At 63.7% G+C, this 25,548-nt stretch carries 28 protein-coding genes; 16 read left to right on the top strand and 12 right to left on the bottom strand.

All coding sequences use genetic code 11. From position 1 onward, the window contains the following. Positions 1 to 71: 71 nt before the first annotated feature. The 3 genes from K0P03_RS10480 to K0P03_RS10490 all read right to left on the bottom strand — a co-directional run bounded on the left by K0P03_RS10480 (position 72) and on the right by K0P03_RS10490 (position 3,238). Positions 72 to 764: a phosphodiester glycosidase family protein gene (locus K0P03_RS10480; RefSeq protein WP_272789534.1), complete on the bottom strand. Its 693-nt coding sequence runs from the start codon at positions 762 to 764 to the stop codon at positions 72 to 74. A gap of 99 nt (positions 765 to 863) precedes the next feature. After that, positions 864 to 1,520, bottom strand: a complete 657-nt coding sequence (locus K0P03_RS10485; RefSeq protein ID WP_272790471.1) for a ferredoxin — start codon at positions 1,518 to 1,520, stop codon at positions 864 to 866. Between the two features lie 134 nt (positions 1,521 to 1,654). Next, positions 1,655 to 3,238, bottom strand: coding sequence for a trimethylamine methyltransferase family protein (locus K0P03_RS10490; RefSeq protein WP_023514480.1), 1,584 nt, complete (start codon positions 3,236 to 3,238; stop codon positions 1,655 to 1,657). Positions 3,239 to 3,608: 370 nt separating this feature from the next. Here K0P03_RS10490 and K0P03_RS10495 point away from each other — a divergent pair, with 370 nt between their 5' ends. After that, a complete protein-coding gene (locus K0P03_RS10495; protein ID WP_023514481.1) occupies positions 3,609 to 4,304 on the top strand; it encodes a corrinoid protein in 696 nt (231 codons plus the stop codon). Positions 4,305 to 4,352: 48 nt separating this feature from the next. Here the strand turns inward: K0P03_RS10495 and K0P03_RS10500 are convergent, their stop codons facing one another. Beyond that, positions 4,353 to 4,511: an entericidin A/B family lipoprotein gene (locus tag K0P03_RS10500; RefSeq protein WP_023514482.1), complete on the bottom strand. Its 159-nt coding sequence runs from the start codon at positions 4,509 to 4,511 to the stop codon at positions 4,353 to 4,355. A 14-nt stretch (positions 4,512 to 4,525) separates the two neighbouring features. On the opposite strand from K0P03_RS10500, the gene K0P03_RS10505 reads away from it, so the two are divergent. The 10 genes from K0P03_RS10505 to K0P03_RS10550 all read left to right on the top strand — a co-directional run bounded on the left by K0P03_RS10505 (position 4,526) and on the right by K0P03_RS10550 (position 12,659). Beyond that, the gene (locus tag K0P03_RS10505) at positions 4,526 to 5,167 is read left to right on the top strand and encodes a DUF1638 domain-containing protein (protein ID WP_272789535.1); all 642 of its coding nucleotides are present in this window, start codon (positions 4,526 to 4,528) and stop codon (positions 5,165 to 5,167) included. A 96-nt stretch (positions 5,168 to 5,263) separates the two neighbouring features. Next, positions 5,264 to 6,046 (top strand): formyl transferase, encoded by a 783-nt coding sequence (locus K0P03_RS10510; RefSeq protein WP_023514484.1) that lies wholly within the window; start codon positions 5,264 to 5,266, stop codon positions 6,044 to 6,046. Between the two features lie 208 nt (positions 6,047 to 6,254). Then, entirely contained in the window at positions 6,255 to 6,557 is a 303-nt protein-coding gene (locus K0P03_RS10515) for a virulence factor (protein ID WP_023514485.1), read from the top strand. Then, on the top strand, positions 6,550 to 7,137 hold the full coding sequence (locus K0P03_RS10520; protein WP_023514486.1) for a methylenetetrahydrofolate reductase C-terminal domain-containing protein: 588 nt from the start codon (positions 6,550 to 6,552) through the stop codon (positions 7,135 to 7,137). Before K0P03_RS10515 ends, K0P03_RS10520 begins: the two co-directional genes overlap by 8 nt. Before the next feature lie 3 nt (positions 7,138 to 7,140). After that, on the top strand, positions 7,141 to 8,235 hold the full coding sequence (locus tag K0P03_RS10525; protein ID WP_023514487.1) for a methylenetetrahydrofolate reductase: 1,095 nt from the start codon (positions 7,141 to 7,143) through the stop codon (positions 8,233 to 8,235). 90 nt (positions 8,236 to 8,325) lie between these two features. Further along, positions 8,326 to 9,291, top strand: a complete 966-nt coding sequence (locus K0P03_RS10530) for a methyltetrahydrofolate cobalamin methyltransferase (protein ID WP_272789536.1) — start codon at positions 8,326 to 8,328, stop codon at positions 9,289 to 9,291. Position 9,292: 1 nt separating this feature from the next. Then, a complete protein-coding gene (locus K0P03_RS10535; RefSeq protein ID WP_037409419.1) occupies positions 9,293 to 9,616 on the top strand; it encodes a hypothetical protein in 324 nt (107 codons plus the stop codon). A 36-nt stretch (positions 9,617 to 9,652) separates the two neighbouring features. Continuing rightward, positions 9,653 to 11,725 carry an ASKHA domain-containing protein gene (locus K0P03_RS10540; RefSeq protein ID WP_272789537.1) on the top strand — a complete coding sequence of 691 codons (2,073 nt, stop codon included), beginning with the start codon at positions 9,653 to 9,655 and terminating at the stop codon, positions 11,723 to 11,725. Between the two features lie 212 nt (positions 11,726 to 11,937). Then, complete coding sequence (locus K0P03_RS10545; protein WP_272789538.1) at positions 11,938 to 12,246, top strand: hypothetical protein; 309 nt, start codon at positions 11,938 to 11,940, stop codon at positions 12,244 to 12,246. Between the two features lie 14 nt (positions 12,247 to 12,260). Continuing rightward, positions 12,261 to 12,659 carry a hypothetical protein gene (locus tag K0P03_RS10550; protein ID WP_245290145.1) on the top strand — a complete coding sequence of 133 codons (399 nt, stop codon included), beginning with the start codon at positions 12,261 to 12,263 and terminating at the stop codon, positions 12,657 to 12,659. A 37-nt stretch (positions 12,660 to 12,696) separates the two neighbouring features. Here the strand turns inward: K0P03_RS10550 and K0P03_RS10555 are convergent, their stop codons facing one another. Next, positions 12,697 to 13,614, bottom strand: a complete 918-nt coding sequence (locus K0P03_RS10555) for a LysR family transcriptional regulator (RefSeq protein WP_023517077.1) — start codon at positions 13,612 to 13,614, stop codon at positions 12,697 to 12,699. 116 nt (positions 13,615 to 13,730) lie between these two features. Here K0P03_RS10555 and K0P03_RS10560 point away from each other — a divergent pair, with 116 nt between their 5' ends. Then, a complete protein-coding gene (locus tag K0P03_RS10560) occupies positions 13,731 to 13,949 on the top strand; it encodes a hypothetical protein (RefSeq protein ID WP_024271527.1) in 219 nt (72 codons plus the stop codon). Between the two features lie 105 nt (positions 13,950 to 14,054). After that, the gene (locus tag K0P03_RS10565; protein ID WP_272789539.1) at positions 14,055 to 14,258 is read left to right on the top strand and encodes a hypothetical protein; all 204 of its coding nucleotides are present in this window, start codon (positions 14,055 to 14,057) and stop codon (positions 14,256 to 14,258) included. Positions 14,259 to 14,363: 105 nt separating this feature from the next. On the opposite strand, the gene K0P03_RS10570 is transcribed toward K0P03_RS10565, so the two are convergent. After that, entirely contained in the window at positions 14,364 to 14,972 is a 609-nt protein-coding gene (locus K0P03_RS10570) for a GNAT family N-acetyltransferase (protein WP_272789540.1), read from the bottom strand. Positions 14,973 to 15,270: 298 nt separating this feature from the next. On the opposite strand from K0P03_RS10570, the gene K0P03_RS10575 reads away from it, so the two are divergent. Next, positions 15,271 to 16,278, top strand: coding sequence for a GlxA family transcriptional regulator (locus tag K0P03_RS10575; protein ID WP_023516966.1), 1,008 nt, complete (start codon positions 15,271 to 15,273; stop codon positions 16,276 to 16,278). A 38-nt stretch (positions 16,279 to 16,316) separates the two neighbouring features. On the opposite strand, the gene K0P03_RS10580 is transcribed toward K0P03_RS10575, so the two are convergent. The 5 genes from K0P03_RS10580 to K0P03_RS10600 form a co-directional block, all read right to left on the bottom strand. Then, positions 16,317 to 17,561 (bottom strand): GGDEF domain-containing response regulator, encoded by a 1,245-nt coding sequence (locus K0P03_RS10580; RefSeq protein ID WP_024271528.1) that lies wholly within the window; start codon positions 17,559 to 17,561, stop codon positions 16,317 to 16,319. Between the two features lie 221 nt (positions 17,562 to 17,782). Next, the gene (locus K0P03_RS10585) at positions 17,783 to 18,610 is read right to left on the bottom strand and encodes a response regulator (RefSeq protein ID WP_024271529.1); all 828 of its coding nucleotides are present in this window, start codon (positions 18,608 to 18,610) and stop codon (positions 17,783 to 17,785) included. A gap of 186 nt (positions 18,611 to 18,796) precedes the next feature. Then, positions 18,797 to 19,060, bottom strand: a complete 264-nt coding sequence (locus K0P03_RS10590; RefSeq protein ID WP_037409439.1) for a hypothetical protein — start codon at positions 19,058 to 19,060, stop codon at positions 18,797 to 18,799. Between the two features lie 147 nt (positions 19,061 to 19,207). Continuing rightward, positions 19,208 to 21,685, bottom strand: coding sequence for a mechanosensitive ion channel domain-containing protein (locus tag K0P03_RS10595; RefSeq protein ID WP_430439343.1), 2,478 nt, complete (start codon positions 21,683 to 21,685; stop codon positions 19,208 to 19,210). Between the two features lie 104 nt (positions 21,686 to 21,789). Further along, positions 21,790 to 22,347: a DUF924 family protein gene (locus K0P03_RS10600; RefSeq protein ID WP_272789541.1), complete on the bottom strand. Its 558-nt coding sequence runs from the start codon at positions 22,345 to 22,347 to the stop codon at positions 21,790 to 21,792. Positions 22,348 to 22,499: 152 nt separating this feature from the next. On the opposite strand from K0P03_RS10600, the gene K0P03_RS10605 reads away from it, so the two are divergent. After that, positions 22,500 to 23,897, top strand: coding sequence for a M10 family metallopeptidase C-terminal domain-containing protein (locus K0P03_RS10605; protein ID WP_272789542.1), 1,398 nt, complete (start codon positions 22,500 to 22,502; stop codon positions 23,895 to 23,897). 315 nt (positions 23,898 to 24,212) lie between these two features. Next, positions 24,213 to 24,518: a DUF3307 domain-containing protein gene (locus K0P03_RS10610; RefSeq protein ID WP_272789543.1), complete on the top strand. Its 306-nt coding sequence runs from the start codon at positions 24,213 to 24,215 to the stop codon at positions 24,516 to 24,518. Positions 24,519 to 24,545: 27 nt separating this feature from the next. On the opposite strand, the gene K0P03_RS10615 is transcribed toward K0P03_RS10610, so the two are convergent. Then, positions 24,546 to 25,445: a hydrogen peroxide-inducible genes activator gene (locus K0P03_RS10615; RefSeq protein ID WP_023514135.1), complete on the bottom strand. Its 900-nt coding sequence runs from the start codon at positions 25,443 to 25,445 to the stop codon at positions 24,546 to 24,548. Positions 25,446 to 25,548 lie beyond the last annotated feature (103 nt).

The following is a 25,548-nucleotide window of genomic DNA, read 5'->3' on the forward strand; positions in this document are numbered from 1 at the left end:
CCCGATTGCTGTGCACTATCCTTTCAGACGTGTCTCGGGCGGCGATCCTTGGGCCTGCGTTCAAAAAAATCTCACCAGGGCAGATTTTTTACGACGGCGATGATGGTACCCATCACGGCGTCCCGGTCGTGGCGCCGGATTTCCGGGGCGTAGAGGCTGGAAATGCTGCCGTCGAGAAAGAGCGCATTTTTACTGTGCAGCCGGTCACGGAAGAGCGTCGCGAAATCGTGGAAGCGCACCGGAGTTTTCGAGATTGCGAAGGCGACCCGCCCGTCCGGCAGGATGCCGACGCCGTTGCGGATCTGCAGGCTGCTGGCATCGGGCAGGAAACGCGGATGGATGGATCCGTCGATGACCAGCATCGGTCCCGATTGCGTCGCCGCGACCGGCGACAGCCCGGCCTTCGCATAGGCGTCCGTCTCCATCACGCCCGCTTCGCCATCCCCCACCCAGAAAACGCCGTTCGGCTTCATGAAGAAATTGCCGAAGGCGTCGCCGCGGTTGAGCGCGCCCGTCTCCCTGCCGTTTTCCATCAGCAGCCCCACCGGACCATAGTCCGGATGATACATGCCGCCGTTCATCGCAAAGCGCATGTGCTGGTTGTTGCGGAGGAGATGGGTGTTGAGTTGGTCGTAGGTCGCCCCGCGCTTTCCGAGCGTCGCCGTGCCGTAGAGGCGGATCGTGTCCGTCTTCGGATCGAAGGTGCAGACGGTATAGCGGCCGGCAAGGTGGTCGATCTCGGTGCATTTTGGCGCTTCGGCCATGGCGGGGCTCCCGAGAGCGAGGAACAGGAGGAGAATGGGAAGGACGCGCATGGCGTTTGGCTCGACTGGCATTGCGGCGAATTTAGCGGCGGGTCGGCGTCAAAGCGAGAGCGCCGCCATGTGGAATCGAAGCTGCGCGGCATCATAGCGATAGGCCGCGCCCACGGGACAGGCGGCACGGGCAAGGCAGCCGGCCGACATGCAGCCGCCCTGCCCCGCGGGCGCGCGCAGATAGGCACGGCAGGCGGAGACGTCGAACAGATCCGGGCGAACGGCTGCAGCGGGACAGGTGGTGAGGCAGGGCTTGTCCGGACAGTGGTCGCAGGGATGCGGCGATGCCCGCGACGGCGCGTCCCCGATCGGATCGGCAAAGCCGAGTGCGCCGCGATAGCCGTGCCAAAGGCCGTAGACGGGGTGGATGAGGATCCCGAGCGGCGAGGCTTTCAGGCCCTCGGCCCGCATAGCCCATTGCTGAAACGGCTGCCAGGGCGGATCGGAGGGAAACCAGGCGGTCGCCCCTGCCGCCGCGGCAACGGGCTCTATCACCGCCTTCGACCAGGTGTCGAGCGGATCGGGGCCGGATCGCCCTTTCCGCCAACGGGAAAAGGCCGGCCAGAGAGAGCTGCCAATATTGCCGATGAGCGCGACGCTTGCTGCCGGGCGGCCATCCGCCAGCTCAGGCGGTGTTTCGCCCTCACGAAAATTCACGGCACCGCGCAAAAAAAGACCGTGCGGCTGGAGAGCCGCACGGATCATATCGAGATCGGGACGACGCGCCCTCACCGGGTCACGTCTCCCTTGATTTCATAGTGGGGACGCCAGACGTCCTTCTGGATCATGTCCGCCACCCGCGTTGCTCCGCCTTGCTCCCTGGCGCGATCGGGACCCTTTCAGGTGAAGGCGTCCGGCATCGAATCCTTGCGGGCCGCCATATAGGCCAGCAGCGCGTCGTCGATCGCCGGATCGAGATAGGGCGCCTCGTAGTGCTCGAGCCAGGTGCGGCAGAGCGCGTTGGCGCGGTCTTCAATGCGCTTCTGTCCCTCGATTTCCCACTGCTCGAACGAATTGTTGTCGGCAAGCGGCGAGCGATAGAAGGCGGTCTGGAAATTGGCCTGGGTATGGGCGCAGCCGAGATAGTGGCTGCCCGGGCCGACTTCGCGGATCGCATCGAGCGCCTGGGCGTTCTCCGAGAGGTCGATGCCCTCGGCGAATTTCTGCTGCATGCCGAGCTGGTCCTGATCGATCATGAACTTTTCGTAGGAGGCAACGAGGCCGCCTTCCAGCCAACCGGCGGCGTGCAGCACGAAGTTCGTGCCGGCGAGCAGCGTCATGTTCAACGTATTGGCCGATTCGTGGGCGGCCTGCGCATCCGGGATCTTCGAGCCGCAGAGCGAGCCGCCGGTCCGGAACGGAATGCCGAGACGGCGGGCGAGCTGCGCCGCGCCGTAGGACACCAGCGACGGCTCCGGCGAGCCGAAGGTGGGCGCGCCCGACTGCATGGAGATCGAGGCCGCGAAGGTGCCGAACAGCACCGGCGCACCCTTGCGGATGAGCTGTGTGAAGGCGGCGCCGGCGAGGACTTCGGCAAGGATCTGCGTCAGCGTGCCGGCGACCGTCACCGGGCTCATCGCGCCCGACAGGATGAACGGCGAAACGACGCAGGCCTGGTTATGCCGCGCATAGACCTTCAGCGCGCCCACCATGGTCTCGTCGAAGACCATCGGCGAGTTGGCGTTGATGAGGTTCATCATGACCGTGTTGTTTTCGACGAACTCGTCGCCGAAGACGAGCTTGGCCATGGCGATCGAATCTTCCGCGCGTTCCGGCGCGGTGACCGAGCCCATGAACGGCTTGTCGGAATATTTGATGTGGCTGTAGACCATGTCCAGGTGACGCTTGTTCACCGGAACGTCCACCGGCTCGCAGACCGTGCCACCGGAAGAATGCATGGACGGCGCCATATAGGCGAGCTTCACGAAATTACGGAAATCCTCGATCGTTGCATAGCGGCGGTTGCCTTCCAGGTCGCGCACGAAGGGCGGGCCGTAGACCGGCACGAAGACGGTGGCCTTGCCGCCGATATGCACGCTGCGCTCGGGATTGCGGGCATGCCAGGTGAAGTTCGACGGCGCGGTCTTCAGGAGTTCTCGGCAGAGGCCCTTGGGGAAATGCACGCGCTCGCCGCGCACGTCGGCGCCGGCGTCCCGCCAGAGCTGGAGAGCTTCGGGGTCCTCGCGGAACTCGATGCCGATCTCTTCCAGCACCCGGTCGGCATTCGCCTCGATGAGCTGCAGGCCTTCTTCGTCGAGGACTTCGTATTCTTTGATCTTGCGGGTGATGTAGGGCAGCGACGGGCCCGGGCCGCCCCCGGTGCGCGAGGCGCGCCGCGCGGCCGCACCCCGACCCTCACGCGAACGGCGACCGCCGCCTTCACCGGCGCCCTCGCCTGCCACCTGCTGAATGTCCTCGCTCATGATCCGTCTTTCCTTGTTGTCGCGGTGCAGAAAAGCACCACGGGCCTTGTTCTTTCCGGCGCCCGAACGCGCCTCTCGTTCTATGCTAGCAAGCCGCCGGGGCGGGGCGGTTCTCAATGCGCCAAGCGGTGGCGCACGCGGGATACCGGCATGGGCGAGACTATAGCGGGATTGCGACGGGCAGCGTAGCGGCATTGACGTGTTTGCACTGTCAATTCACGGCTTTACCGGCTATTCATGCAAGAAGCGGGAAACGGGTCGCTTTTCGCCATATGCGACGTCGCTTTCAAAATCAGGTTCGCGCAAGAGGAACGCTATTCCTTATGGTGAGAGCCTGCCGCCGCAGCGCCACTGGAGACGAGGAAACACAATGTCTGACGACGAAATCATTCTCGCCGATCTCTCCGACGAAGAGCTCGTGCAGCAGATGCACGACGACCTCTACGACGGCCTGAAGGAGGAAATCGAGGAAGGCACCAACATCCTTCTCGAGCGCGGCTGGGCCCCCTACGACGTCCTGACCCAGGCACTCGTCGAAGGCATGCGCATCGTCGGCGTCGATTTCCGTGACGGCATCCTCTTCGTTCCGGAAGTGCTGCTTTCGGCCAATGCGATGAAGGCCGGCATGTCGATCCTGCGTCCGCTGCTCGCCGCCACCGGCGCGCCCAAGCAGGGCAAGATGGTCATCGGCACCGTCAAGGGCGACATCCACGACATCGGCAAGAATCTCGTCGGCATGATGATGGAAGGCGCCGGCTTCGACGTCATCGACCTCGGCATCAACAACCCGGTCGAAAACTACCTCGAGGCCATCGAACGCGAGCAGCCGGACATCCTCGGCATGTCGGCGCTGCTGACGACCACCATGCCCTACATGAAAGTCGTCATCGACACGATGAAAGAAAAGGGCCTGCGCGACGACTACGTCGTTCTCGTCGGCGGCGCGCCGCTGAACGAGGAATTCGGCAAGGCCGTCGGCGCCGACGCCTACTGCCGCGATGCGGCCGTCGCCGTGGAAACCGCCAAGGAATTCATGAAGCGCAAGCACAACATGCTTGCCGGCTGATTTTTGAAGGGCGCCGGTCTTGCACCGGCGCCCTTTCACCATGATCTATCAATTGACGGAATGCACGACCCGGCGACCGGCATCCTGGGTCGCATCCACCGCGTTGGCGGTGTCACGGCCGAGGCCGCGGATGGTGTTGCCACAGGCGCTGAGCACCAGCAGCGCGGTAAAGACAATGCCGAGACGGGCAAGATTTTTCGCGGTCATGGCGGGATCCTCTCATGAATGCACTCGACTCGGAAATTAGACCAGCCGGCGACGAAGCGGAACGTGGCAGCGCGGAAAAAGTTCGCGTCATCGCCTGCGGCGCCATCGCCCGTGAAGTCCTTGCCATCCGCGAGGCGAACGGTCTTTCCCATATCGACCTGCTCTGTCTTCCCGCGATCTGGCACGCCCATCCGGAAAAGATCACGCCCGGCGTGGAGCAGGCGATCGCCGAGGCGCGGGCCGAGGGGTTTTCCCGCATTTTCGTCGGCTATGCGGATTGCGGCACGGGCGGATTGCTCGACCGGCTCTGCGAGCGCGAGGGCGTCGAGCGCATCGCCGGGCCGCACTGTTATTCCTTCTTCGCCGGCAACGCCGCCTTCGCGGCCAAGGACGACGACGTCACCTCCTTCTTCCTCACCGATTTCCTCGCCCGCCAGTTCCGCGCCTTCGTCATCGAACCGCTCGGTCTCGATCGCCATCCCCAGCTTAAGGACATGTACTTCGGCAATTACAGGAAGCTCGTCTATCTCTCGCAGGTCGAGGACGAGGGTTTGAAGCAGAAGGCGAAAGAGGCGGCGGACTATCTCGGCCTTGCCTACGAGTATCGCTTCACCGGTTACGGCGACCTGACGGGCGAGCTTTTACGCGCCCGCTAACCAATCCTTAGCCCTGCCCGGCAAATCCCCAACGCAGTTACCGCTTCCTAAGCCATCGCGACGAAGATGCCGCAAAAGACTGGCGAGGCCTGGGACATGACGGAACGCGACATACGGATGGAAACGGTGGCCATGCTGATCCAGCCCGGCCCCAACCCGGAAATCGTCGTCAACGCCGTCAAGACCACCTTCCCGAACCTTGTCGTCATCGAGGAGCAACCCGAATCGAAAAAGCTGTTCATCCGGCGGCGCGCGAAAAAGCTTGGCTGGATGCAGGCCCTCGGCCAGCTCGCCACCATGGTCGTTTCCAAATACGGCAAGCGCTTCACCGCAAAACGCGCTGAGGAAATCCTCGAAGAATACGGCGCAAACCCCTCGACGGACTCGACAATCCGCCGCATCGCCATCCCCTCGGCCAACGGCCCCGAACTGCTGACAGCGCTGGAAGAGGTGCGGCCGGCCGCACTGCTTCTCGTCAGCTGCCGCATGATGAAGGCCGGGACGCTCGCGGCGATCGCCTGCCCCGTCCTCAATTTCCACGCCGGCATCAATCCGCGATATCGCGGCCTGCAAGGTGGCTACTGGTCACGCATCGAGCGCGACGAGGCGAATTTCGGCGGCACCGTGCACCTCGTCGATCCCGGCGTCGATACAGGCGACGTGCTCTACCAGCAGCGCGTCACCCCCTCCAAACGCGACACGATGCACACCTATCCGCTGCTCCAGACGGCGGCCTCGACGGGCATCATCGTCAAGGCGATGCGCGATGCGGTGACCGGCAATCTCAAGCCCTTGAAAATAGCGGCGCCCTCGCGGCAATGGTATCATCCGCCGATCTGGACATGGCTCTTGAACGGCGTGACCCGCGGCATCTGGTAATTCCTTCTGTATAGTCGAATCCCACGTCGTTTTTGAACATGGGGCAGTCGTGGCGAGTGAAGCCCGCGACGCGGCCAAACCGCATTGTCAGCGCTAGAGCAATTCCAGGAAAAGTGTGCCACGGTTTTCCGTCCGGATTTGCGCAATAGGAGGAAGAGCGTTTTCGCGATCCGAAGAAACACGCAGACGCTCTGGGAGAATTTTCGACATGGCAGACCGCATCATCGTCTACTGGCGCGACATCCCCGCCCAGGTCATCATCAAGAAGGGCCGCACGAGCGCCAAGCGGGAACTGTCGCTGCGCTTCACCGAGGCGATCGACATGTGCGCCATGCGCACGGGCGCCGCCGAGACGGACGACTATCTCGCCGAATGGCGCAAGGCCGACCCCATCCCGGTCTCCGACGATCTGGAGACGGAAGCCGACAAGGCCGCGGCCGAGCTGGAAGCCGCCTATGACCGTGAACGGCTCGTCGCCCTCGTCAAGGCCGGAGGCCGCGACAATGGCTGACGCCATCCAGAAACCGGGCAATGCCGCACCCGCCAAGAAGGCCGCCACCGGCGCCTTCACGCCGGCCGGCGTCTCGCCGAGCCGCCGGGCCCGCCGCAAATACACGATCCGCCTGTGGGCCGTGCGCAACTCCCGCTTCTTCGAGTGGTTCTACCACCGCTTCGCCGAGGTTTTCCTGCTCCTCCATCCCGTCTGGAAGCTGTTCGGCTACCAGCGCGTCGAACGGCCGATCACCTTTGTCGAAAAGCATGTGAAGGGCTTTCTCTTCGACTGTCGCATGTGCGGCCAGTGCGCACTGTCGTCCACGGGCATGTCCTGCCCGATGAACTGTCCCAAGCAGCTTCGCAACGGCCCCTGCGGCGGCGTGCGCGCCAACGGCAATTGCGAAGTGGAACCGGACATGCCCTGCGTCTGGGTCCAGGCCTGGAAGGGCTCCCAGAACATGGCCAAGGGAGATGCCATCATGAACGTGCAGAAGCCGGTGAACCAGTCGCTGCGCGAAACCTCCTCCTGGCTGCGCGTGACGGCCGAAGCCGCCGCGGCCAAGGAAGCTGCCGCCGCTGCCGGAAAGGACGCCTGATCCATGGCGCATATCGACGAAAACCCGCTCGGCCCCCACCTGCCGCTCGATCCCCTGCCCGGTCATTCCTCGCTCGGCCGGCTGGAGCGCGTGCTGCGCCGCGGCGAATTCGCCGTCACGACGGAACTCAACCCGCCCGACAGCGCCAACCCGGAAGACGTCTACGAGCGCGCCGCGATCTTCGACGGCTGGGTGGACGGCATCAACGCGGTCGATGCGTCCGGCGCCAACTGCCACATGTCCTCCGTGGGCATCTGCGCGCTCCTGACCCGCATGGGTTATGCGCCGATCATGCAGATCGCCTGCCGCGACAAGAACCGCATCGCCATCCAGGGCGACGTGCTCGGCGGCGCGGCTATGGGCGTCACCAACATCATGTGCCTCACCGGCGACGGCGTACAGGCCGGCGACCAGCCGGGCGCAAAGCCGGTCTTCGACCTCGACTGCATGTCGCTGCTCGAAACCGTGCGCATCATGCGCGACAATTCGAAGTTCCTCTCCGGCCGCAAGCTGACCTCGCCGCCGAAGGTTTTTCTGGGCGCGGCGATCAACCCTTTCGCCCCGCCCTACGACTTCCGCCCCTATCGCCTCGGGAAGAAAATCGAGGCTGGCGCACAGTTCGTGCAGAGCCAGTACTGCTTCGACGTACCGATGTTCCGCGAATACATGAAGAAGGTGCGCGACCTCGGCCTGCACGAGAAGTGCTACATCCTCGTCGGCGTCGGCCCGATGGCCTCGGCCAAAACGGCGAAGTGGATCCGCTCCAACGTGCCCGGCATTCACATTCCCGATTCCGTCATCGCGCGGCTCGAGGGCGCCCAGGACCAGAAGAAGGAAGGCAAGCAGCTCTGCATCGACATCATCAACGAGGTGAAGGAGATCGAGGGCGTTTCCGGCATTCACGTCATGGCGTACCGACAGGAAGAATATGTCGCAGAGATCGTGCATGATTCCGGCGTGCTGAAAGGCCGGCGCCCCTGGAAGCGGGAACCGAACCCGGTCGACCAGCTCGTTGCCGAACGCATCGAAAGAACCCGCGAGGGCGTCGAGCAGAACCAGCAGCAGATGGCGGAGATCGCTGCCCATCACCCCCATTGATCCCCATGCCTGCCACCGCCGGCATGCCGCTTGTAACACCGGAAATCGCGCGCTAGATCAAACCCGGCGCCCCGCCCCAGAGGACCCTATATGACACGCACCATCGTCGCCTCGGCCACCCGCGAAATCATCATCGGTTTCGACCAGCCCTTCTGCGTCATCGGCGAACGCATCAATCCGACCGGCCGCAAGAAGCTGGCCGCGGAAATGCAGGCCGGCAACTTCGAGACCGTGATCAAGGACGCGCTGGAACAGGTCGCCGCCGGCGCCACCATGCTCGACATCAATGCAGGTGTAACCTCGGTCAACCCGAACGAGACGGAGCCGGGCCTTTTGGTGCAGACGCTGGAAATCGTCCAGGGCCTCGTCGACATTCCGCTCGCCATCGACAGCTCTGTGACCGCCGCCATCGAGGCCGGCCTGAAGGTCGCCAAGGGCCGCCCGCTGGTCAATTCCGTCACCGGCGAGGAAGAGAAGCTCGAAGCCATCCTGCCGCTCGTCAAGAAGTACGACGTTCCGGTCGTCGCCATCTCGAACGACGAGACCGGCATCTCGATGGACCCGGACGTGCGCTTCGCCGTTGCCAAGAAGATCGTCGAGCGCGCCATGGACCATGGCATCAAGCCGCATGACATCGTCGTCGACCCGCTCGTCATGCCGATCGGCGCGCTCGGCGATGCCGGCCGCCAGGTCTTCCAGCTGCTCTATCGCCTGCGCAACGAACTGAAGGTCAACACGACCTGCGGCCTTTCCAACATCTCCTTCGGCCTGCCGCACCGCCACGGCATCAATGCCGGCTTCATCCCCATGGTCATCGGCGCCGGCATGACGTCCGCCATCATGAACCCCTGCCGCCCGCAGGAAATGGAAGCCGTGCGCGCCGCCAACGTGCTGAACGGCACCGACGCCAACTGCACCAACTGGATCATGACCTACCGCGACCACAAGCCTGCCGAAGGCGGCGGCGTTGCCGCCGCGTCCGCAGCTCCGGCAGCCGGTGGCGGCCGCCGTGGCGGCCGTGCAGCCCGCGCCGGCGCCGGCGCGGCCCGGGAATAACGTGGCCGGCGGGCGACAGCTCCGTCGCGACGCCTTCAGCCTCTGGCTGGAGGCGCCTCTCGTGATCGCCATGCGCTGCCACGAGATGGGCATGGCGGCGATGACGGGCTCGACCCAGAACACGGCCGAGATGACCCGGATGGTCACCGAAAAGATGGCTGCCACGGCGGAAAGCGTCGTGGCGGCCAATTTTGCTGTTGCAAAGGCCATGATGACGGCGGCATCGCCCGAAGCTGCGGCCCGCGCCGTCTCGGAAGCCGCGCTGAAGCCCTATGGCAAGCGCGTGCGCCGCAATGTGCGGCGTCTCTCGGCCAGAAAGGGCTGAGATGCGTCGTTTCACGCCGAAAAGAGAGTACGACCGATGCGCATCGAAGGTGAGAACGAGATCAACATGACCGAAGCCTCGGTGAAGGAGCCGCTCGTCCTCTTCATGCCCTCGGGCAAGCGTGGCCGCTTCCCGGTGGGCACGCCCGTTCTTGAAGCTGCGCGCAAACTCGGCGTCTATGTCGAAAGCGTCTGCGGCGGCCGTGCCACCTGCGGGCGCTGTCAGATCGAGGTGCAGGAAGGCAATTTCGCAAAACACAAGATCGTCTCCTCCCTCGACCACATCTCGGAAAAGGGCCCGAAGGAAGAGCGCTACGAAAAGATCCGTGGCCTGCCTGATGGCCGTCGCCTCTCCTGTTCCGCCCTCATCCTCGGCGATCTCGTCGTCGATGTGCCGCAGGACACCGTGATCAACGCACAGGTCGTGCGCAAGGCCGCGACCGACCGTGTGATCGAGCGCAACGCCGCGGTCCAGCTCTGCTATGTCGAGGTGGACGAGCCAGACATGCACAAGCCGCTCGGCGATCTCGACCGCCTGAAGGTAATGCTGGAAAAGGACTGGGGCTGGAAGGATCTCCTGATCGCCCCCCATCTCATCCCGCAGGTGCAGTCGATCCTGCGCAAGGGCAACTGGGGCGTCACCGCCGCCATCCACCGCGACATGGATTCTTCGCGCCCCTTCATCGTCGCCCTTTATCCCGGCCTGAAGAACGAGGCCTATGGCATCGCCTGCGACATCGGCTCGACGACCATCGCCATGCATCTCGTGTCGCTGCTGTCGGGCCGCATCGTCGCCTCTTCCGGCACGTCCAACCCGCAGATCCGCTTCGGCGAAGACCTGATGAGCCGCGTCTCATACGTCATGATGAACCCGGACGGCCGGGAAGCCATGACCAAGGCCGTGCGCGAGGCCGTCAACAGCCTGATCGGCAAGGTCTGCGGCGAAGGCGAGGTCGACCGGCACGACATCCTCGACATGGTGTTCGTGGCAAACCCGATCATGCACCACCTCTTCCTCGGCATCGATCCGACGGAGCTCGGCCAGGCGCCCTTCGCGCTCGCCGTGTCGGGCGCATTGCAATACTGGGCGCACGAACTCGACATCGACGTGAACCGCGGTGCGCGGCTCTACACGCTGCCCTGCATCGCCGGCCATGTCGGCGCGGATGCGGCGGGCGCGACACTTTCCGAAGGCCCCTACCGGCAGGATCGCATGATGCTGCTCGTCGATGTCGGCACCAATGCGGAAATCGTGCTCGGCAACAAGGACCGTGTCGTCGCCGCATCCTCGCCCACCGGGCCTGCCTTCGAAGGCGCGGAAATCTCCTCTGGCCAGCGCGCTGCTCCAGGCGCGATCGAGCGCGTGCGCATCGATCCCGCGACCCTGGAGCCGCGCTTCCGCGTCATCGGCGTCGACAAGTGGTCGGACGAAGAGGGGTTTGCCGAAGCCGCCAAGAGCGTCGGCGTCACCGGCATCTGCGGCTCGGCGATCATCGAGGTCGTCGCGGAGATGTACCTCGCCGGCGTCATCTCCGAGGACGGCGTGGTCGATGGCTCCATGGTGGAAAAAAGCCCGCGCATCCTGCAGAACGGGCGCACCTTCTCCTACCTGCTGCATGACGGCGAGCCGCGCATCACGGTGACGCAGAACGACATCCGCGCCATCCAGCTCGCCAAGTCGGCGCTCTATGCCGGCATCAAGCTCCTGATGGAAAAGCTTGGCATCGAGTATGTCGACACGATCCGCTTTGCCGGCGCCTTCGGTTCCTTCATCGATCCGAAATACGCCATGGTGCTCGGCCTCATCCCGGATTGCGACCTTGCCGAGGTGAAGGCCGTCGGCAACGCCGCCGGCACGGGCGCGCTCATGGCGCTTCTCAACCGCGACCACCGCCGCGAGATCGAAAGGACGGTCGCCCATATCGAGAAGATCGAGACGGCGCTGGAGCCCAACTTCCAGCAGCTTTTCGTCAACGCCATGGCACTGCCGAACAAGGTGGATCCCTTCCCGGAACTCGCCAAGGTCGTCACCCTGCCGGAGCGCAAGGTGCTGGCCGACGATGGCGGCGGCGAAGGTGGCGGACGACGGCGGCGGCGCAGCCGGGAGTAAGGGGGCGCCCGGCATCTCCGCATCCAGGCAGGACGCCGCACAAGCCACCCCACCACTGCCGAACCGCTCCCCCATAAACCACCCCGCAAAAAATCCGTTTTGTTTTCGGCGGTTCATCGGCATGATCCGAGAATAGGGCGACGGTCTCGCCCGTTGATTGCCATATCGACCGCGTAACCTCCCGCAATTCACAGCGTGTGAAAGCCTCGTCCATGACGCTTGCCCGCCTCGTCGCCGCCAGCCTTCTTCTTGTCGCCAGCAGCCTGCCGGCGCGCGCCCAGGAGGACTACCCTTTCACCGGCGAATGGGAATGCGACGGCGCGCCCTTCGTCTTCACCGTCACGGCCTACAGCATCGGCGACGACACCTACGACGTCCAGGAGGTACAGGAGGGGTCGGACGGCTCCTACACGCTGTTCCTCTCCGACGAGGTCTACATCTACCTGTCCGCGATCACCGCGGACACGCTCGATTTCTCCTCTTCCGAAAGCAGCCGTACGCTGAGCTGCCGCCGCTACTGACAGAAAGTGTCCCGATGAACCGCGCCCGCCTTCTCGCCCTTGCCCTTTGCCTCGGCATCGCCTCGCCTGCCCTTGCCGATACCTATGCGGCGATCAGCAACACGGCGATGGCCATTACAGGGGATATCGAGTTCGACGATTTCGGCATCACCTTCGAGAACGGCAAGCAGATCACCTTCGACGAACTTGTCGGCGATACGTTCGTGGTGGGCGGCGAGACGGTGGCAGCGTCAGTCTACAGCCTCAAGGAGGCATCGGATCCGGTCCTCAACAACGGCAACCGGCTGTGCGGCGAGCCCGTCACCTATGTCGCGTCCTGGGGCGATGCCGATACGACGACCGTCGCCGTCTTCGCAACGCAGGACATGCCGGAAAGCGACGCGCAGATGTGCGCGTCCTATACCTACGAGTAGGCGGCCGGTAGGCCGGGCACCGCCGGCCCGCCGTGGTTCAGCAGGCGACCTGCAGCATATCCATCGGCCGGCGCTCCATGCGGGCGAAGGCGGCGCGGATATATTCCGCGACGGCGAGCGCCGGCGTTTCCGCCTCCTCGTTGACGACGAGGCCGATCAGGTAATGACCGAGATCCGGCAGGCCGTCCTTCTCGCCGAGCGCCACCATGTCGTCCCCCACCAGGAAGCGCGCGAGTGGCGCAACCGCAAGGTCCGCCCGGATGGCGGCGCGCTGGCCCATGTGATGGGCGCAGAAATAGGCGACGCGGAAATCACGACCCGACCGGCTCAGCTCCTCGAGCGCCCGCGCCCGCCAGATGCAGCCTTCTTCCCAGACCGATACCGGCAGAGGGTTCTTCAGATGCGCATTGCCGCAATTCTTGCCGGCCCAGACGAGCTGCTCCTTGAGCAGGATTTCTCCGGGAACGGGAATGGTGCCGTCCGTGGCATTGAAGATGGCAAGGTCGAGCCGGCGTTCGGCGACGGCGCGGCGCAGATTGCCGCTCGTCTCGATCGATACATTGACGGCGATCGACGGATAGGTCTCGGCAAAGCGGCGCAACACTTCCGGCAGGATGAGCTCGCCGACATCGTCAGGCGCACCGAGCCGCACCACACCGTTCATTTCCGGCATCATGAAGCGTGACACCGCCTCGTTGCTGAGCGCGATCAGCCGGCGCGCATAGGACAGCAGCACTTCACCATGATGCGTCAGCACCACGGAACGCGCATCGCGGCGGAACAGCGTGCAGCCGAGCAGTTCCTCCAGCTTCTTGATCTGCATGGAAACGGCAGAGGGCGTGCGGTGCACCGTTTCGGCGGCCGTGGTGAAATTGCCAGTCTCGGCGATCGCCACGAAGGTTCTGAGGATGTCGAGTTCCAGCAAGGGGAGCGTCTGGCGCATCAGCAGGTTCATGCCTACCTCCATGGATCAGAAAATCTGAAGCAAACTGTCACTTCATTTCGTTTGATTGAAAACCGAGATGGGCGGATAGTCAACCTCACAAGCCACCGAGTGGAAGGAAAAACGCCATGGATACGCAGAAATCGTACGCAAGCGGCGCCGATCTCGCCGTTGCGGTTCGTGGAAACGGATTTTACTACGCAATACGGCGCTTCGTGGGCGACGCGATAGAAGCCCGCCGCCGGCGCAATGCCGCCCGCCACACAGCCGAAGAACTGGCACAGCTGCCATCCTACCTCAAGGACGACATCAACTGGCCGGCCGCCATCAATCATGAAGAACACTGATAAATTCAATCAAATATATTCGTTTGATTGATGCATAAGGTTGCGACATAGTCACGATCAAGGTCGCGACCTTTCGAAACCTCCCAAGCTCGAAAGGACCCTGAAATGGCAATAGCATTGGAACATCGTCCGGTACGGCGTGCGTCTGGCACCCGTCACACCGGCAGCCTGTCTCATCCCCTCCGGGATGCCTTCGAACGGATCGTATCCGCCTGGCGGCGGTATCGCACCGAGCGGGAGCTGGAAGGCCTGTCCTTCGACCAGCGCAAGGATATCGGCTTCCGTTCGTGGGACAAGACGACACGATGACGGATGACTGTAGCGGCAATCCGCCGAAGAAAGACGACGCCGAACACCGCCGGAGCTGACCGTCAAACGTCCCTCCGGCGGTTTTCTTTTATAGCATGCCGCGCCTCAGGGCCGCAGGATCGGCACCGCCGGCGCCACCGTTTCCGGCAGGACGCCCGTCACCCGCGGATCGTCGAAGACCTCCACCTGGCGCTTGACCGGCGTGAATCCCGAGCGAATGTAGAAGGACAGAGCCTGCGGCGCGTCGAGCGTGCAGGTATGCACCCAGAAGCGGCGGATCGGCGGATGCCCGTCCCGCGACCAGGCGCGTGCGATCGCCCGGTTCATCAGCCAGCGCCCCGTTCCGTTGCCGATCGTCGCCGGCGTCAGGCCGAAGAAGGCAAGTTCGCAGACACCCTCCTCGCGAAAATCCAGTTCCAGCAGGCCCTCGCCCTGCCCGTCCTTCATCACGGCATAAACCTCGACGTCGGGATGATGGAGAATCGCCTTGAGATCGGCCTCCGCCATGGCGAGGCGCGAGGCCCAGAGCCATTCGGCACCGATGCGGCCATAGAGGTCGCGATACCAGGCGATCTCCGGCCGGGCGATGTGCTGGAGCACGATTCCAGCCTGTTCGGGATCGGCGCGTCCGGCTGGCGGTGCCCGCATTTCAAGACAGGTCACCACGGCAGCGAGCTTTCCAGCCGGCACATCCGAATATCCATCTGGCAGCATCGATTTCACCTTGCAAGAGTTCACTCCCCTATGTCGCGTGGCGGGGACACTTGTCAAACGGAACGGCGCGACCTCCTTGCGTCGGCGCATGCTGTCGCAATCGGACGATGCCGGCGACAGGGTCGCAAATGTGCAAGTGCGGAGGCAAAGACACAATTCCGCCGGAAGACGCTGGCATTTCAGCGATACGCAGCGTGCCTCAGTCGTAACCATCCCTTTCGGTGTCGCAAAAATACTAGCGCACCTGCCGGCCTGCCTGCGACGATTGCGACATCGCGCCCCCAGCATGGACACTTCGATGAACAAGCAAAACGTCAAGAAGCGCTCTCTCGTTTTCTTCCTGGTGCCCAACTTCTCCATGCTGCCCTTCTCAGCGGCGATCGAGACCCTGCGCATCGCCAACCGCATGCTCGGCTACGAGGCCTATACCTGGCGCCTCGCCTCGACGGACGGCCAACAGGTTCTGTCCTCCAGCGGCATCGGCATCGAGGTGAATTCCTCGCTCACCGACGAGCGCAAGCACCTCGGCGGCGAGAGCCGCCCCTCCATGGTGCTGGTCTGTTCCGGCATCTATGTGGAGGATTTCTCCAACAAATCGGTCAATGCGTGGCTGCGTGAGGTCTACAACCGCGGCATCGCCGTCGGTTCGCTGTGCACCGGCGCCCATGTTCTCGCCCAGGCCGGCCTCCTCTCGGGCAAGCGCTGCGCCATCCACTGGGAAAACCTGCCGGGCTTTGCCGAGGCCTTTCCGCAGGTCGATGTCTACGCCGACCTCTACGAGATCGACGGCAACATCTATACCTGTGCCGGCGGCACTGCTTCGCTCGACATGATGCTTAACCTCATCGACCAGGATTTTGGCGAGAACCTCGTCAACCGCGTCTGCGAACAGGCGCTGACCGACCGCGTGCGCGGGCCGCACGACCGCCAGCGCCTGCCGCTGCGCGCCCGCCTCGGCGTGCAGAACGCCAAGGTTCTGTCGATCATCGAACTGATGGAAAGCAATCTCTCCGAGCCGCTGTCCCTGCTGGAGATCGCCGACAGCGCCGATCTCTCGCGCCGCCAGATCGAGCGCCTGTTCCGCCAGGAGATGGGCCGTTCGCCCGCCCGTTACTATCTCGAAATCCGGCTCGACCGCGCGCGCCATCTGCTGGTGCAGTCCTCGATGCCGGTGGTGGAGGTCGCGGTCGCCTGCGGCTTCGTTTCCGCCTCACACTTCTCCAAGTGTTATCGCGAACTCTACAACCGCTCGCCCCAGCAGGAACGTGCCGAGCGCAAGCTGACGCTTTCGGCCATCGCCCGCTGAACCGGAAAATGCTGGCTCCGGCCCCGCCTCGGCGTGGCTCAGCTTGCCAAGGCGCTCATCAGCGACAGCTCTGAGAAGACCCGGTTCCGGCCGGCATGCTTGGCCATGTAGAGGAACTGGTCGGCAGCGTTCAGGTAGTTGTCGAAGGTCTCCCGGCCGGAAATCGCCGCAAGGCCGGCGGAAACGGTGATCGTCAGGGGTTCGCCGTCCGCGTTGATCGGCTGGGCCGCCAGTTCCTGGCGAAGCCGCTCGCAGTAATCCAGCGCTTCCTCCAGCGGCAAGCCGTTGAAAATGATGCCGAACTCCTCGCCCCCGAGTCGCGCCAGAAGATGGCGATCGCCGACCCTGTGCTTGAGCCGGCGCGAGATGGCCTTCAGCACGATATCGCCGACCTCGTGGCCATAGGTGTCATTGAGGCGCTTGAAATGGTCGATGTCGAGGATGGCGATCGACATGGGTTCGCCCCGGCGCAGCGCCTGGTCGACGAGCCGTGGCCCCGCCTCGAAAAAGTAACGCCGGTTGTAGATGTCGGTGAGATAGTCCCGCGCCGCGATACGGTGCAGCGACTGCACGCGCTTCTGGATCGCGGCGACGTGGAAGATCCGGCTGTTGAACTCTTCGACAAGAAAGGGTTTCTGGATGTATTCATCGCCGCCGGCACGCAGGAAGCGGGCGGCGACCATGCGGTCCTCGGAGGTCGACAGGCCGACGACCCGCACGGCATCGTCGCCGTGGCGCTGGCGGATCTCGCCCAGGAGATCGAAACCGTTCATGTCGGAGAGCGCGAGATCACAGACCACCATGTCGATGCCGCCGTGCGAATCGAGCGCATCGAGCGCCGCCGCACCACTTTCGACCGCAATGATCTGGAAGCGCTGCTTGGCGATCAGGCTCACCTGCCGCTGCAGGCTTTCCGGATCGGAATCGACGACGAGCACCTGCGTCTTGCCGCTCGTCAGGATGCGGTCGACGGCCAGCACCAGCTGCTGGATCGCCGCCGGATTGTCCTTGACGACATAGTCGAGCACGTTCTTGGCGAGGATATGATCGCGGGTTGCATCGCTGAAGGAACCCGTGAAGACCAGCGGCGCGATCCCCTTCGAGATCACATAGTCGAGCGCTTCGCAGTTCGGCGCATCGGGAAGATTGAGGTCGAGCACGGCCAGCACGAATTCCGGCGCATCGCCTTGGAAAATCGCCCGGACGGCAGCCATGCTGGAGCAATGGGTGACGGCAAGCCCAAGCTCCCGCTCAAGCCTGTACCTGAGCGCGGTGGAGAACATGCGCGAGTCTTCCACAAGCAGCACCTGCTGGCCAGAATGGCGCAGAAATGCAGGCCCTCGCTGCGGATTTGGATCCACTCCCACGTCGTCCAGTACCCTGATGATGTTCCGGTCTGAAACGCATTACAAACCACCGGTTTTACCAACTGGTTAATCCGGAAAGAAATATCTTACGCTACGTAAGGGACATATCCGGGTGGATCACGGAAATGTCAGGAAAATCAGGCCGTAAGGCGCTGCTGAGCCGTCTTGATCTGGGTCAGTGTGTCCAGATTCTGATTAACGCGGCAGTAGAATTCCTCATCGATGAACGGACGCATGATGAAGTCGTTCCCGCCGGCCTTCAGGAAGCGCGCGGAAAGCAGGCGATCGGTCGAGGACGACACGCCGATGATGCGCAGCTTGTGCGATCCGATCGTACCGCGAATGCGCCGCGTCAGCTCGAAACCGTCGATGTCGGGCATGTTGTAGTCGGTGATCATCAGGCCGATATCGGGATTGGCTTTCAGCAGCGCAAGCGCAGCCGAGCCGTTCTCCGCCGTGCTGACGCGGAAATTGTAGCGCTTGAGGCGCGTCGTCAGCAGCGCCCGGGCCGTCGCGCTGTCATCGACGATCAGGACGTGGTGATTGTGATTGGTCAGGAAGCGGCAGACCGATTCGGCCAGCATATCGACGGCGAAGATGTTGTCCTTCAGGATATAATCGACGATTTCCTTGGAGAGCAGCTGGTCGCGCGTCTTCTGCTGAAACGTGCCGGTGAAGACGATCGTCGGAATGCTGAGATCGACGAGATAGTTCAACGCCTCGCCGTTCTCGGCGCCCGGCAGGTTGATGTTCGAGATCGCGAGCGTGATCTTGTCACTGGACTTGTCATAGGCAAGCTCCAGCTCCTCGAAGCTGCGGCATATCTCGACATCGATGTCGAAAAGTTCCTTCAGGCGCTTTGAGATCATGGATGTGAAGACATTCGAGTCCTCGGCAACAAGAATACGGTGATGCGAGAGAGACGCGCCGGAATACTGCATCCCGGAAATGCCGATAAATGCCATGATATGCCTTCGTGGTATGAATGTTCCCCAGGTTAAGACCTAGCGGCAACCCTTTGCGAAAGCGTTAAATTTAGAGGGCATCAAAAAGCGGGAAGCGATTCTCCGCCTCACCGCGCAAAACCCGTCGCCCAAAAGCAAAGCGGCGCGGTTCATCTTCCGCGCCGCAGCAAAGCCCCATCCGAAAGCTTACTTGACCGAGGCCGAGCCGCCCTGGATCTCTACATTCTCGCCGCCGTTCAGCGCGATACGGTCGCCGTTCGGCAGGGTGACGAAACAGCCGGTCGGGCAGATCGTTTCCGTCGCTCCGGGCTCGAGCGCGACCTCCATACGGCTGCCGCCCTCGACGATGACGAGCACCTGGGTGTCACCGTCCTTGTTGGTCACCGAGGCAGCCATGGCCGGAGCGGACATCGCAGCCGATACCAGCAGCATCATGATCATTCGCTTCATCATTGCCCGGCGCCGCAGCGCCGCCCCTGTTTCACAAGCCCTGGAGGAACACTATCGCTCCTCGTCGGGATTTGCATGTGTTTTATGGGGAAACGGCTGAATGCAGCGTGAATGCGGCGTTCATGTGCCGCAAATCAGGCGCTCCGATCAGGTTTCGGGCACCTCGTCCGCGGCCTTGCCGCGCCGGCCCGCCACCTGCGGGCGCATCTTCTGCGTGGCCTGATCGAGCAGCGTGGTGATGAGATCGGCCCCTTCCGGCGAGATCTTGATCGGCACCTCCGCCGACGCCGGCGCGCCGATGGCGACGCCCTCGGTCCGGAACCGTTCGAGCACGGCGGCGCGCAGATCGGATTTCACGCCCGTGCCGTTGAGGATATCCGCAAGGAAGGCACGGACCTCGAAATCCAGCGTCGAAGACGAAAAGGCCTGGAAGACCACCATCGGCTCCGGATTGCGCAGAAGCCCCTGCTGCGCACGCACGACCTCGACGAGGATTTCCTGCACCCTGCGCGGGTCGTTGCTGCCATGTACGCTGATCATCAGGTCGACACGGCCGAGCTTGTTGCGATGCGTCCAGTTGCCGACCTGCCCGTTGATCAGCACCGAATTCGGCACGATCACCGTCTGGCGCTGGAAGGTCTCGATCTCGGTGGCACGTACGGAAATGCGGCGCACGAAGCCCTCGGTCGTGCCTGCCACCACCCAGTCGCCCACCTTGAACGGACGTTCCGCCAGCAAAATGAGGCCCGAAACGAAGTTCGAGACGATGTTCTGCAGGCCGAAACCGATACCGAGCGAGAGGGCACCGGCGACGAGCGCGAGGCTGGACAGGTTGATACCCGCCGCCGATATGCCGACAAGGCCGGCCAGCGCCACGCCGGCATAGCCGACGGCGGTGCGCACGGAGTTGCGCACGCCCGCATCGACCTGACTGCGCGCCAGGACGTTGCCGTCCACCCATTTCTGGAACCAGCGCGTGATGACGAGGCCGGCGACGAAGAGCAGGATGCCCGCAAGGATGCCGATCAGCGAGATCGTGATGCTGCCGATGCGAATCTCCGTGAAGATGCGGTAGGCCCAGGATTCGATGTCAGCGATCTGGAAGCCCCATTGCAGGAGAACCAGCGGCACGAAGAAGACGAAGATCAGCAGATAGATGCTCAGGCCCGCGGCAAGCCCCACCTGGTCGAGCGACACCTGCCCGAGGCCGAAGCGCGCTTCCAGCCGCTTGCCCACCGCCGTTTCGGCAAAGGCATTGGGCGCGGAAACGGCGCGGCCGGAAAGGAAGCCGATATACATGGTTACGATGATCGCGCCGGTGACGACGATCTGCGTGGCGATGAAGCGCGCCATGCCGACATAGCCGAACAGCGAGGCGAAGATGAGCCCGAGGCCGGTCAGCATCAGGAGGATGAAGATCGATCGCGGCCAGGGGCGCCCCTGCGAATCGGGCGTTTCCCCCTGGTGCAGCACCGGCTTGATGAAGGCAGTGACGACGAGCAACGCACCGATGACGATCGAGGCGAAGAAGCTCTTCACCACCGTTAGCACGACCGGAGAGCCCAGTGTTTCACTGATCGTGCCGAGGAAATAGTCGGCGCCGTTGACGAGGGCCATGCTGAAGATCAGCAGCCACAGAAGCTGCGCGCCACGATCGGAGACCCGCACCAGTCGCCAGTGGCCGTCGCCGGGCGACAGGACCGCATTGGCAAGCTGCGCCACGAAGAAGATCGCCACCATGACCCCAAGCGCCACCGACGCGATCGGCGCGATGTCGGAGCGCAGCACGTTGAACGTGTCGAGGAAAAAGTAGCTGGTACCGGCAAAGGCGCCGACGGCGATGCTCGGCAGGATCGTCGACCAGAAGGCGACGGAAAGCCGGGTGATATAGTGCGGCTTCTGCTGCTGCACGGCGCGCGTGATGAAGGGTGAGAACAGCCGGTAGCCGCCGGACAGCAACACCAGCGCCGCCATCAGGGAGAGCCCGACGGCGCCCAGAAGCTGCATGCGCTTGAACTTCCAGACGAACTGCAGCCAGGCCGTTACCGTACGCCCGAGCGTCGCCGTCTCGTTGCTGAGCGCACCGGTGGCCTCTGTGAAGAGCGCGGTGTTGACATCCGTACGCTTCAGGATCGCGTCGGTGAAAAGCTGCCGGCGGATTTCCGTGATACGGTTGGAAAGCTTCGTCGCCTCGATGGAAAGGTTCTCCGCCTCCCCGGTCAACGCATTGATCTCGTTGCGCTCCCCGGCAAGCTTCTTGCGCTCCTCCACCACGACGGCAGCTTCGGCCGGTGCCCCCTCGGCCGGTGGATCGCCCAGCTCGGTCTGGCGCGCCTTGATCGCCTCCAGCCGCGGCCGCGTCGCGACGGAGATGGCAAGGATCGTCCGGTTCAGCGCCTCGGCCTCGACCTTCAGTTCGACGAGCCGCGCATCGTCGTCCTTGAAACGGTCCACCCGCTCGCGAATCGCATTGAGCTGACCGGCTGCACGATCGAGGTCGTTGCTCGCCTGCTCGAGCTGGGTCGCATCGACAATGGCGGGCGCGGCGGGCGTCTGCGCGCGGGCGGGCACCGCCGCGAGCAGGAGAACGGTGAAAAGGACGGAAAGAAGGCGGAAGGTCGGCAACAGGCCATCCTCAATTGAACGGAAACAGACGACGCAGCGCAGGCATGCGATTGCGCCCCTTCTACCCACGAATGCGGCCATTTTAAACCGGCCCGCCCGCGATGCTAGAATCCGGCACCCGGCTCGGCGAGATAGGCCTCCTCCTCCCGCGTGGAGACGCGGCCGAGGAAAGCGTTGCGATGCGGAAAGCGGCCATATTCAGCAATGACGTCCCGGTGGCGGACGGCATAGTCGAGATACATCTCGTCGCCATGCGCCTCGAACAGTTCGACGGAGAGGTCCTGGTCGGCCAGCGCTTCGGAATGCTCGAGCGGCATGTAGAAGAAATGGCGCCGGTCATAGGGAACCGCCTTGTCGGCGCCCACCTCCAGCGCAAGGCGCGCTTCGCGCCGGGCGATCCAGTCGGTGGCGAAGGCCAACGGCGAGGCGCGGTACATATTGCGGGGAAACTGATCGAGAACGATGATGGCGGCAAGCCGCGCCTCCGGGCTCGCCCGCCATGGCGCCGTCACCGTCTGCGAGAGGGCAAAATGCGTCTCGACGAAGGTTTCGCGCACATGCGCGTCGAGCCCCGGCGTCGATTGCCACCAGTCCTTTGCCGTCAGCGTCTCGCACCAGAAGTCGACGACCTCCTGCGGTGTCCTGATCCTGTTCTCGCTCATGCCGTCTGTCTCCGTTCGTCTTCGCCGCAATATGGCGGGGTGCGCCCGGGTTGCAAGGGGGCGGCGTTAGCAAAGCGTTTGCCCTTTTCGTGAGCGCCGCCTTTACCTCGCCCGCGCTAGCCTGCGCACACGCGACGAAAGCAGGGCCAACAATGCTGAAATTCACCGGTCTTTCCACCTCCGCCTACCGGAAGACGGGTTTCGACCTGCTGCTCGCCCTGGAGGGCTCGACGCGGCGCGCCTATCTCGACACGGCGGCCGATCCGGCGCCGACGATCGGCATCGGCTTCAACCTGCGCTACAATCTCGAACCCGTGCTGAAGGCAATCGCCGGCAACGGCTGGAGCACGGCGCTGCAGGCCAGGCTGAAGGCCGTCATCGACCAGAGCTATTCCAGGGGAGAGACCGCGCTGCTCAACGGCCGGCTCGACAAGGTCATGGCCGACTGGAATGCGACGCGCGATCCAGCCGTGCCGAAAACCTTCGCCTTCTCGTCCGATGCCGAAATCCAGGCGGCGCTGACCGCGCTTTCGCCTCGCTACGAGAGGGCGATCGACACGTGGCTCGCCGGCATTCCCAACTCCACCGAGCGCGCCGTACTCTTCAGCATGGCCTACAACGCACCGTCCCTGCTCGGGCCGAAGCTGAAGGCTGCCATCCTGGCCGGCGACCGGGCGGAGGCCTGGTACGAGATCCGCTACAATTCCAATGGCAGCGGCCATGCCGGCATCGCCAACCGGCGTTATGTCGAGGCCGAACAATTCAAGCTCTTCGCCAGAGAGGGCACGGCGACGACCGAGGAAGCGCTCGATGCGGGCCGCATGTATGCCGCGCACCGGGAAAAGATTCTCTCCTATGAAGGCCGCTTCGATGCCGATACCGCCGGCCGCATCAAGGGATTTTCGGGCATCGACGCGATCTTCGAGGAATATGCCCCCGCCATCGTCAGGCTGAAGGCCGCCTATGGCATAGCCAAGGGCATGGCGCTGGAGGAACTGCAGGTCGCCTCCGCCACTCTCCGCAATCTCTCGGGCGACGGGACGGCCCACGACACGGCCTCCAACGATGCCGATCTCCTTGTTGGATCCTCGCACGCCAACACGCTTTCCGGCGGCCGCGGCAACGACGCGCTGGTCGGCCTTGCCGGAAATGACAGGCTCGATGGCGGTGCGGGAAACGACTGGCTGAGCGGCGGCACCGGCGCGGACAGGCTGACGGGCGGCGCTGGCGCCGACACCTTCGTCTTCCACAGCGCCGCCGATATCGGCCTTGCGACGCGCGACCGCATCGCGGATTTCGAGCCCGGCCGCGACCGCATCGACCTTTCGGCCATCGACGCCAACGGCTCTGAGGCGGGCCACAGCTTCACTCTTCTTGCGCGGGGCAAGGCCTTCACGGGCGATTCCGGCGAGTTGCGCTGGTATACGACGACAGCAAAGGGCAAGGCCGTCACCATCGTCGAAGGGGATATCGACGGCGACAAGACCGCCGATTTCCGCCTCGACCTCGACGGCAAGCTGGCACTGAACAAGGGCGACTTCCTGCTCTGACAATCGTTCGCCACCGCAGCGGACGCAAAACCGCCTTGCAGCTTTGTCACAGCGTCACACCGGCGCCGCTTCTTCATTGAAACACTGCAATGGCCGGCGCTCAAACGCGGGTGCACCGGAAGGCGCGCTGCAGCGAATCTACAGAACGCAAACACGAGCCGAGGCGGGCAACCTGTTCCCCAGGGAACAGCGCGGCGCAGATGGTGCAATAAAACAACGGTTCACCCCGCCGATCGCATGGAACCCCGGCCGCCGGCGGCACGACCATAACGCCCAACCTGCACAGTTCATTCGATGACGAACGAAATTTTGACCATGGGTCTGCTGTTGTGCGCCGGGCATTGGCTCGCCGACTATCCCCTGCAATCCGACTTCCTGGTGAGGGCCAAGGTCGAGGGCCCCCTGCGGGCCTATCATCTCATCGCCCATGCCGGCATCCACGGCGCCGTGGTGCTGCTGGTGACGGGAAGCGCCCTGCTCGGCCTTGCCGAATGGGTCGTGCATGTCGTGATCGACGAGGCGAAGATCCGCGGGAAGATCAGCTTTGCGCAGGACCAGACCCTGCACCTGCTGTGCAAGCTCATCTGGCTGATCATCAGCGTGGTGCTGATCATGCCGTGAAGGGACGGGATCCCGTTCCGCGCCCATTCACCCCTGCTTCTTCAGGCCGGCATCGCGCACGATTTCCGCGATCGTGGCGAACTGGGCCGAAAGCGGATTGCTCTTGCGCCAGACCATGCCGATCGTTCGTGTCGGCCGGGGCTCGGCCAGCGACGATATGCAAACCGAGGCGGACCGGGTTTCCGTGTCGACGGCCATCTGCGGAATAAGCGTCACGCCGATGCCCGCCCCGACCATCTGCACCAGCGTCGACAGCGAGCTTCCCTCCATCAGGTCACGCACCGACGACGCCCCGATATTGCAGACAGAAAGGGCCTGGTCGCGGAAGCAATGCCCCTCCTCCAGCAGCAGCAGCCGCATTTCATGGAGCCGGTCGGAACTCGGCACCGGCTTTCCGGCGTCCTCCAGAGGACGCACCAGCACGAACTCCTCGTCGAAGAGCGCGATTTCCTTGAGGGCCGGCTCCGAAATCGGCAGGGCGACGATGGCCGCGTCGAGCTTGGCTTCCGTCAGGTCCTCGATCAGCCGCTGCGTGATCGCCTCGCGCGGCCGGGGATCGATGCCGGGATAGAGCGTCGCCAGCGCCTTGATGATGTCGGGCAGAAGATAGGGCGCGACCGTCGGGATGACGCCGAGACGGAGGCGGCCGGCAATCGGCCCATGCGCTGCCCGGCCGAGATCCTCCAATTCGTCAACCGAACGCAGGATCGCCCGCGTCCGCTCGGCAAATTCCTCGCCCAGCCCCGTCAGCCGGATGCGCCGCCCGCCGCGCTCGACGAGCGGCACGCCCACCAGGTCCTCCAACTCGCGGATCTGCACGGAGAGCGCCGGCTGCGATATCGCGCAGCTCTCCGCCGCCCGGCCGAAATGACCGATGCGGGCAAGCGCCTCGAAATAGCGCAAATGTTTCATGGTCAGGCCATTCATAACCTGAGCATATCGGAGCATTTAGTTTTTACAATTGGAGTTTATGAGTGGCCTTTGCTACGCCTTGGCAACCCGGAAGACGCTTCGCTGCGGCGCCGACCCA

The organism is Shinella sp. HY16 (genome assembly GCF_028534175.1).
Taxonomy (GTDB): domain Bacteria; phylum Pseudomonadota; class Alphaproteobacteria; order Rhizobiales; family Rhizobiaceae; genus Shinella.

Excerpts from the sequence above, each read along its gene's own strand:
- K0P03_RS10550 (WP_245290145.1), top strand. The coding sequence starts at position 12,261 with ATGAACCGCGCCCGCCTTCTCGCCCTTGCCCTTTGCCTCGGCATCGCC.
- K0P03_RS10560 (WP_024271527.1), top strand. The coding sequence starts at position 13,731 with ATGGATACGCAGAAATCGTACGCAAGCGGCGCCGATCTCGCCGTTGCG.
- K0P03_RS10510 (WP_023514484.1), top strand. The coding sequence starts at position 5,264 with ATGACGGAACGCGACATACGGATGGAAACGGTGGCCATGCTGATCCAG.
- K0P03_RS10485 (WP_272790471.1), bottom strand. The coding sequence starts at position 1,520 with ATGATCCGTGCGGCTCTCCAGCCGCACGGTCTTTTTTTGCGCGGTGCC.
- K0P03_RS10530 (WP_272789536.1), top strand. The coding sequence starts at position 8,326 with ATGACACGCACCATCGTCGCCTCGGCCACCCGCGAAATCATCATCGGT.
- K0P03_RS10570 (WP_272789540.1), bottom strand. The coding sequence starts at position 14,972 with ATGCTGCCAGATGGATATTCGGATGTGCCGGCTGGAAAGCTCGCTGCC.
- K0P03_RS10585 (WP_024271529.1), bottom strand. The coding sequence starts at position 18,610 with ATGGCATTTATCGGCATTTCCGGGATGCAGTATTCCGGCGCGTCTCTC.
- K0P03_RS10480 (WP_272789534.1), bottom strand. The coding sequence starts at position 764 with ATGGCCGAAGCGCCAAAATGCACCGAGATCGACCACCTTGCCGGCCGC.
- K0P03_RS10540 (WP_272789537.1), top strand. The coding sequence starts at position 9,653 with ATGCGCATCGAAGGTGAGAACGAGATCAACATGACCGAAGCCTCGGTG.
- K0P03_RS10515 (WP_023514485.1), top strand. The coding sequence starts at position 6,255 with ATGGCAGACCGCATCATCGTCTACTGGCGCGACATCCCCGCCCAGGTC.
- K0P03_RS10590 (WP_037409439.1), bottom strand. The coding sequence starts at position 19,060 with ATGAAGCGAATGATCATGATGCTGCTGGTATCGGCTGCGATGTCCGCT.
- K0P03_RS10545 (WP_272789538.1), top strand. The coding sequence starts at position 11,938 with ATGACGCTTGCCCGCCTCGTCGCCGCCAGCCTTCTTCTTGTCGCCAGC.
- K0P03_RS10565 (WP_272789539.1), top strand. The coding sequence starts at position 14,055 with ATGGCAATAGCATTGGAACATCGTCCGGTACGGCGTGCGTCTGGCACC.
- K0P03_RS10615 (WP_023514135.1), bottom strand. The coding sequence starts at position 25,445 with ATGAATGGCCTGACCATGAAACATTTGCGCTATTTCGAGGCGCTTGCC.
- K0P03_RS10610 (WP_272789543.1), top strand. The coding sequence starts at position 24,213 with ATGGGTCTGCTGTTGTGCGCCGGGCATTGGCTCGCCGACTATCCCCTG.
- K0P03_RS10580 (WP_024271528.1), bottom strand. The coding sequence starts at position 17,561 with ATGTTCTCCACCGCGCTCAGGTACAGGCTTGAGCGGGAGCTTGGGCTT.
- K0P03_RS10520 (WP_023514486.1), top strand. The coding sequence starts at position 6,550 with ATGGCTGACGCCATCCAGAAACCGGGCAATGCCGCACCCGCCAAGAAG.
- K0P03_RS10525 (WP_023514487.1), top strand. The coding sequence starts at position 7,141 with ATGGCGCATATCGACGAAAACCCGCTCGGCCCCCACCTGCCGCTCGAT.
- K0P03_RS10500 (WP_023514482.1), bottom strand. The coding sequence starts at position 4,511 with ATGACCGCGAAAAATCTTGCCCGTCTCGGCATTGTCTTTACCGCGCTG.
- K0P03_RS10600 (WP_272789541.1), bottom strand. The coding sequence starts at position 22,347 with ATGAGCGAGAACAGGATCAGGACACCGCAGGAGGTCGTCGACTTCTGG.
- K0P03_RS10555 (WP_023517077.1), bottom strand. The coding sequence starts at position 13,614 with ATGAACCTGCTGATGCGCCAGACGCTCCCCTTGCTGGAACTCGACATC.
- K0P03_RS10505 (WP_272789535.1), top strand. The coding sequence starts at position 4,526 with ATGAATGCACTCGACTCGGAAATTAGACCAGCCGGCGACGAAGCGGAA.
- K0P03_RS10605 (WP_272789542.1), top strand. The coding sequence starts at position 22,500 with ATGCTGAAATTCACCGGTCTTTCCACCTCCGCCTACCGGAAGACGGGT.
- K0P03_RS10575 (WP_023516966.1), top strand. The coding sequence starts at position 15,271 with ATGAACAAGCAAAACGTCAAGAAGCGCTCTCTCGTTTTCTTCCTGGTG.
- K0P03_RS10490 (WP_023514480.1), bottom strand. The coding sequence starts at position 3,238 with ATGAGCGAGGACATTCAGCAGGTGGCAGGCGAGGGCGCCGGTGAAGGC.
- K0P03_RS10495 (WP_023514481.1), top strand. The coding sequence starts at position 3,609 with ATGTCTGACGACGAAATCATTCTCGCCGATCTCTCCGACGAAGAGCTC.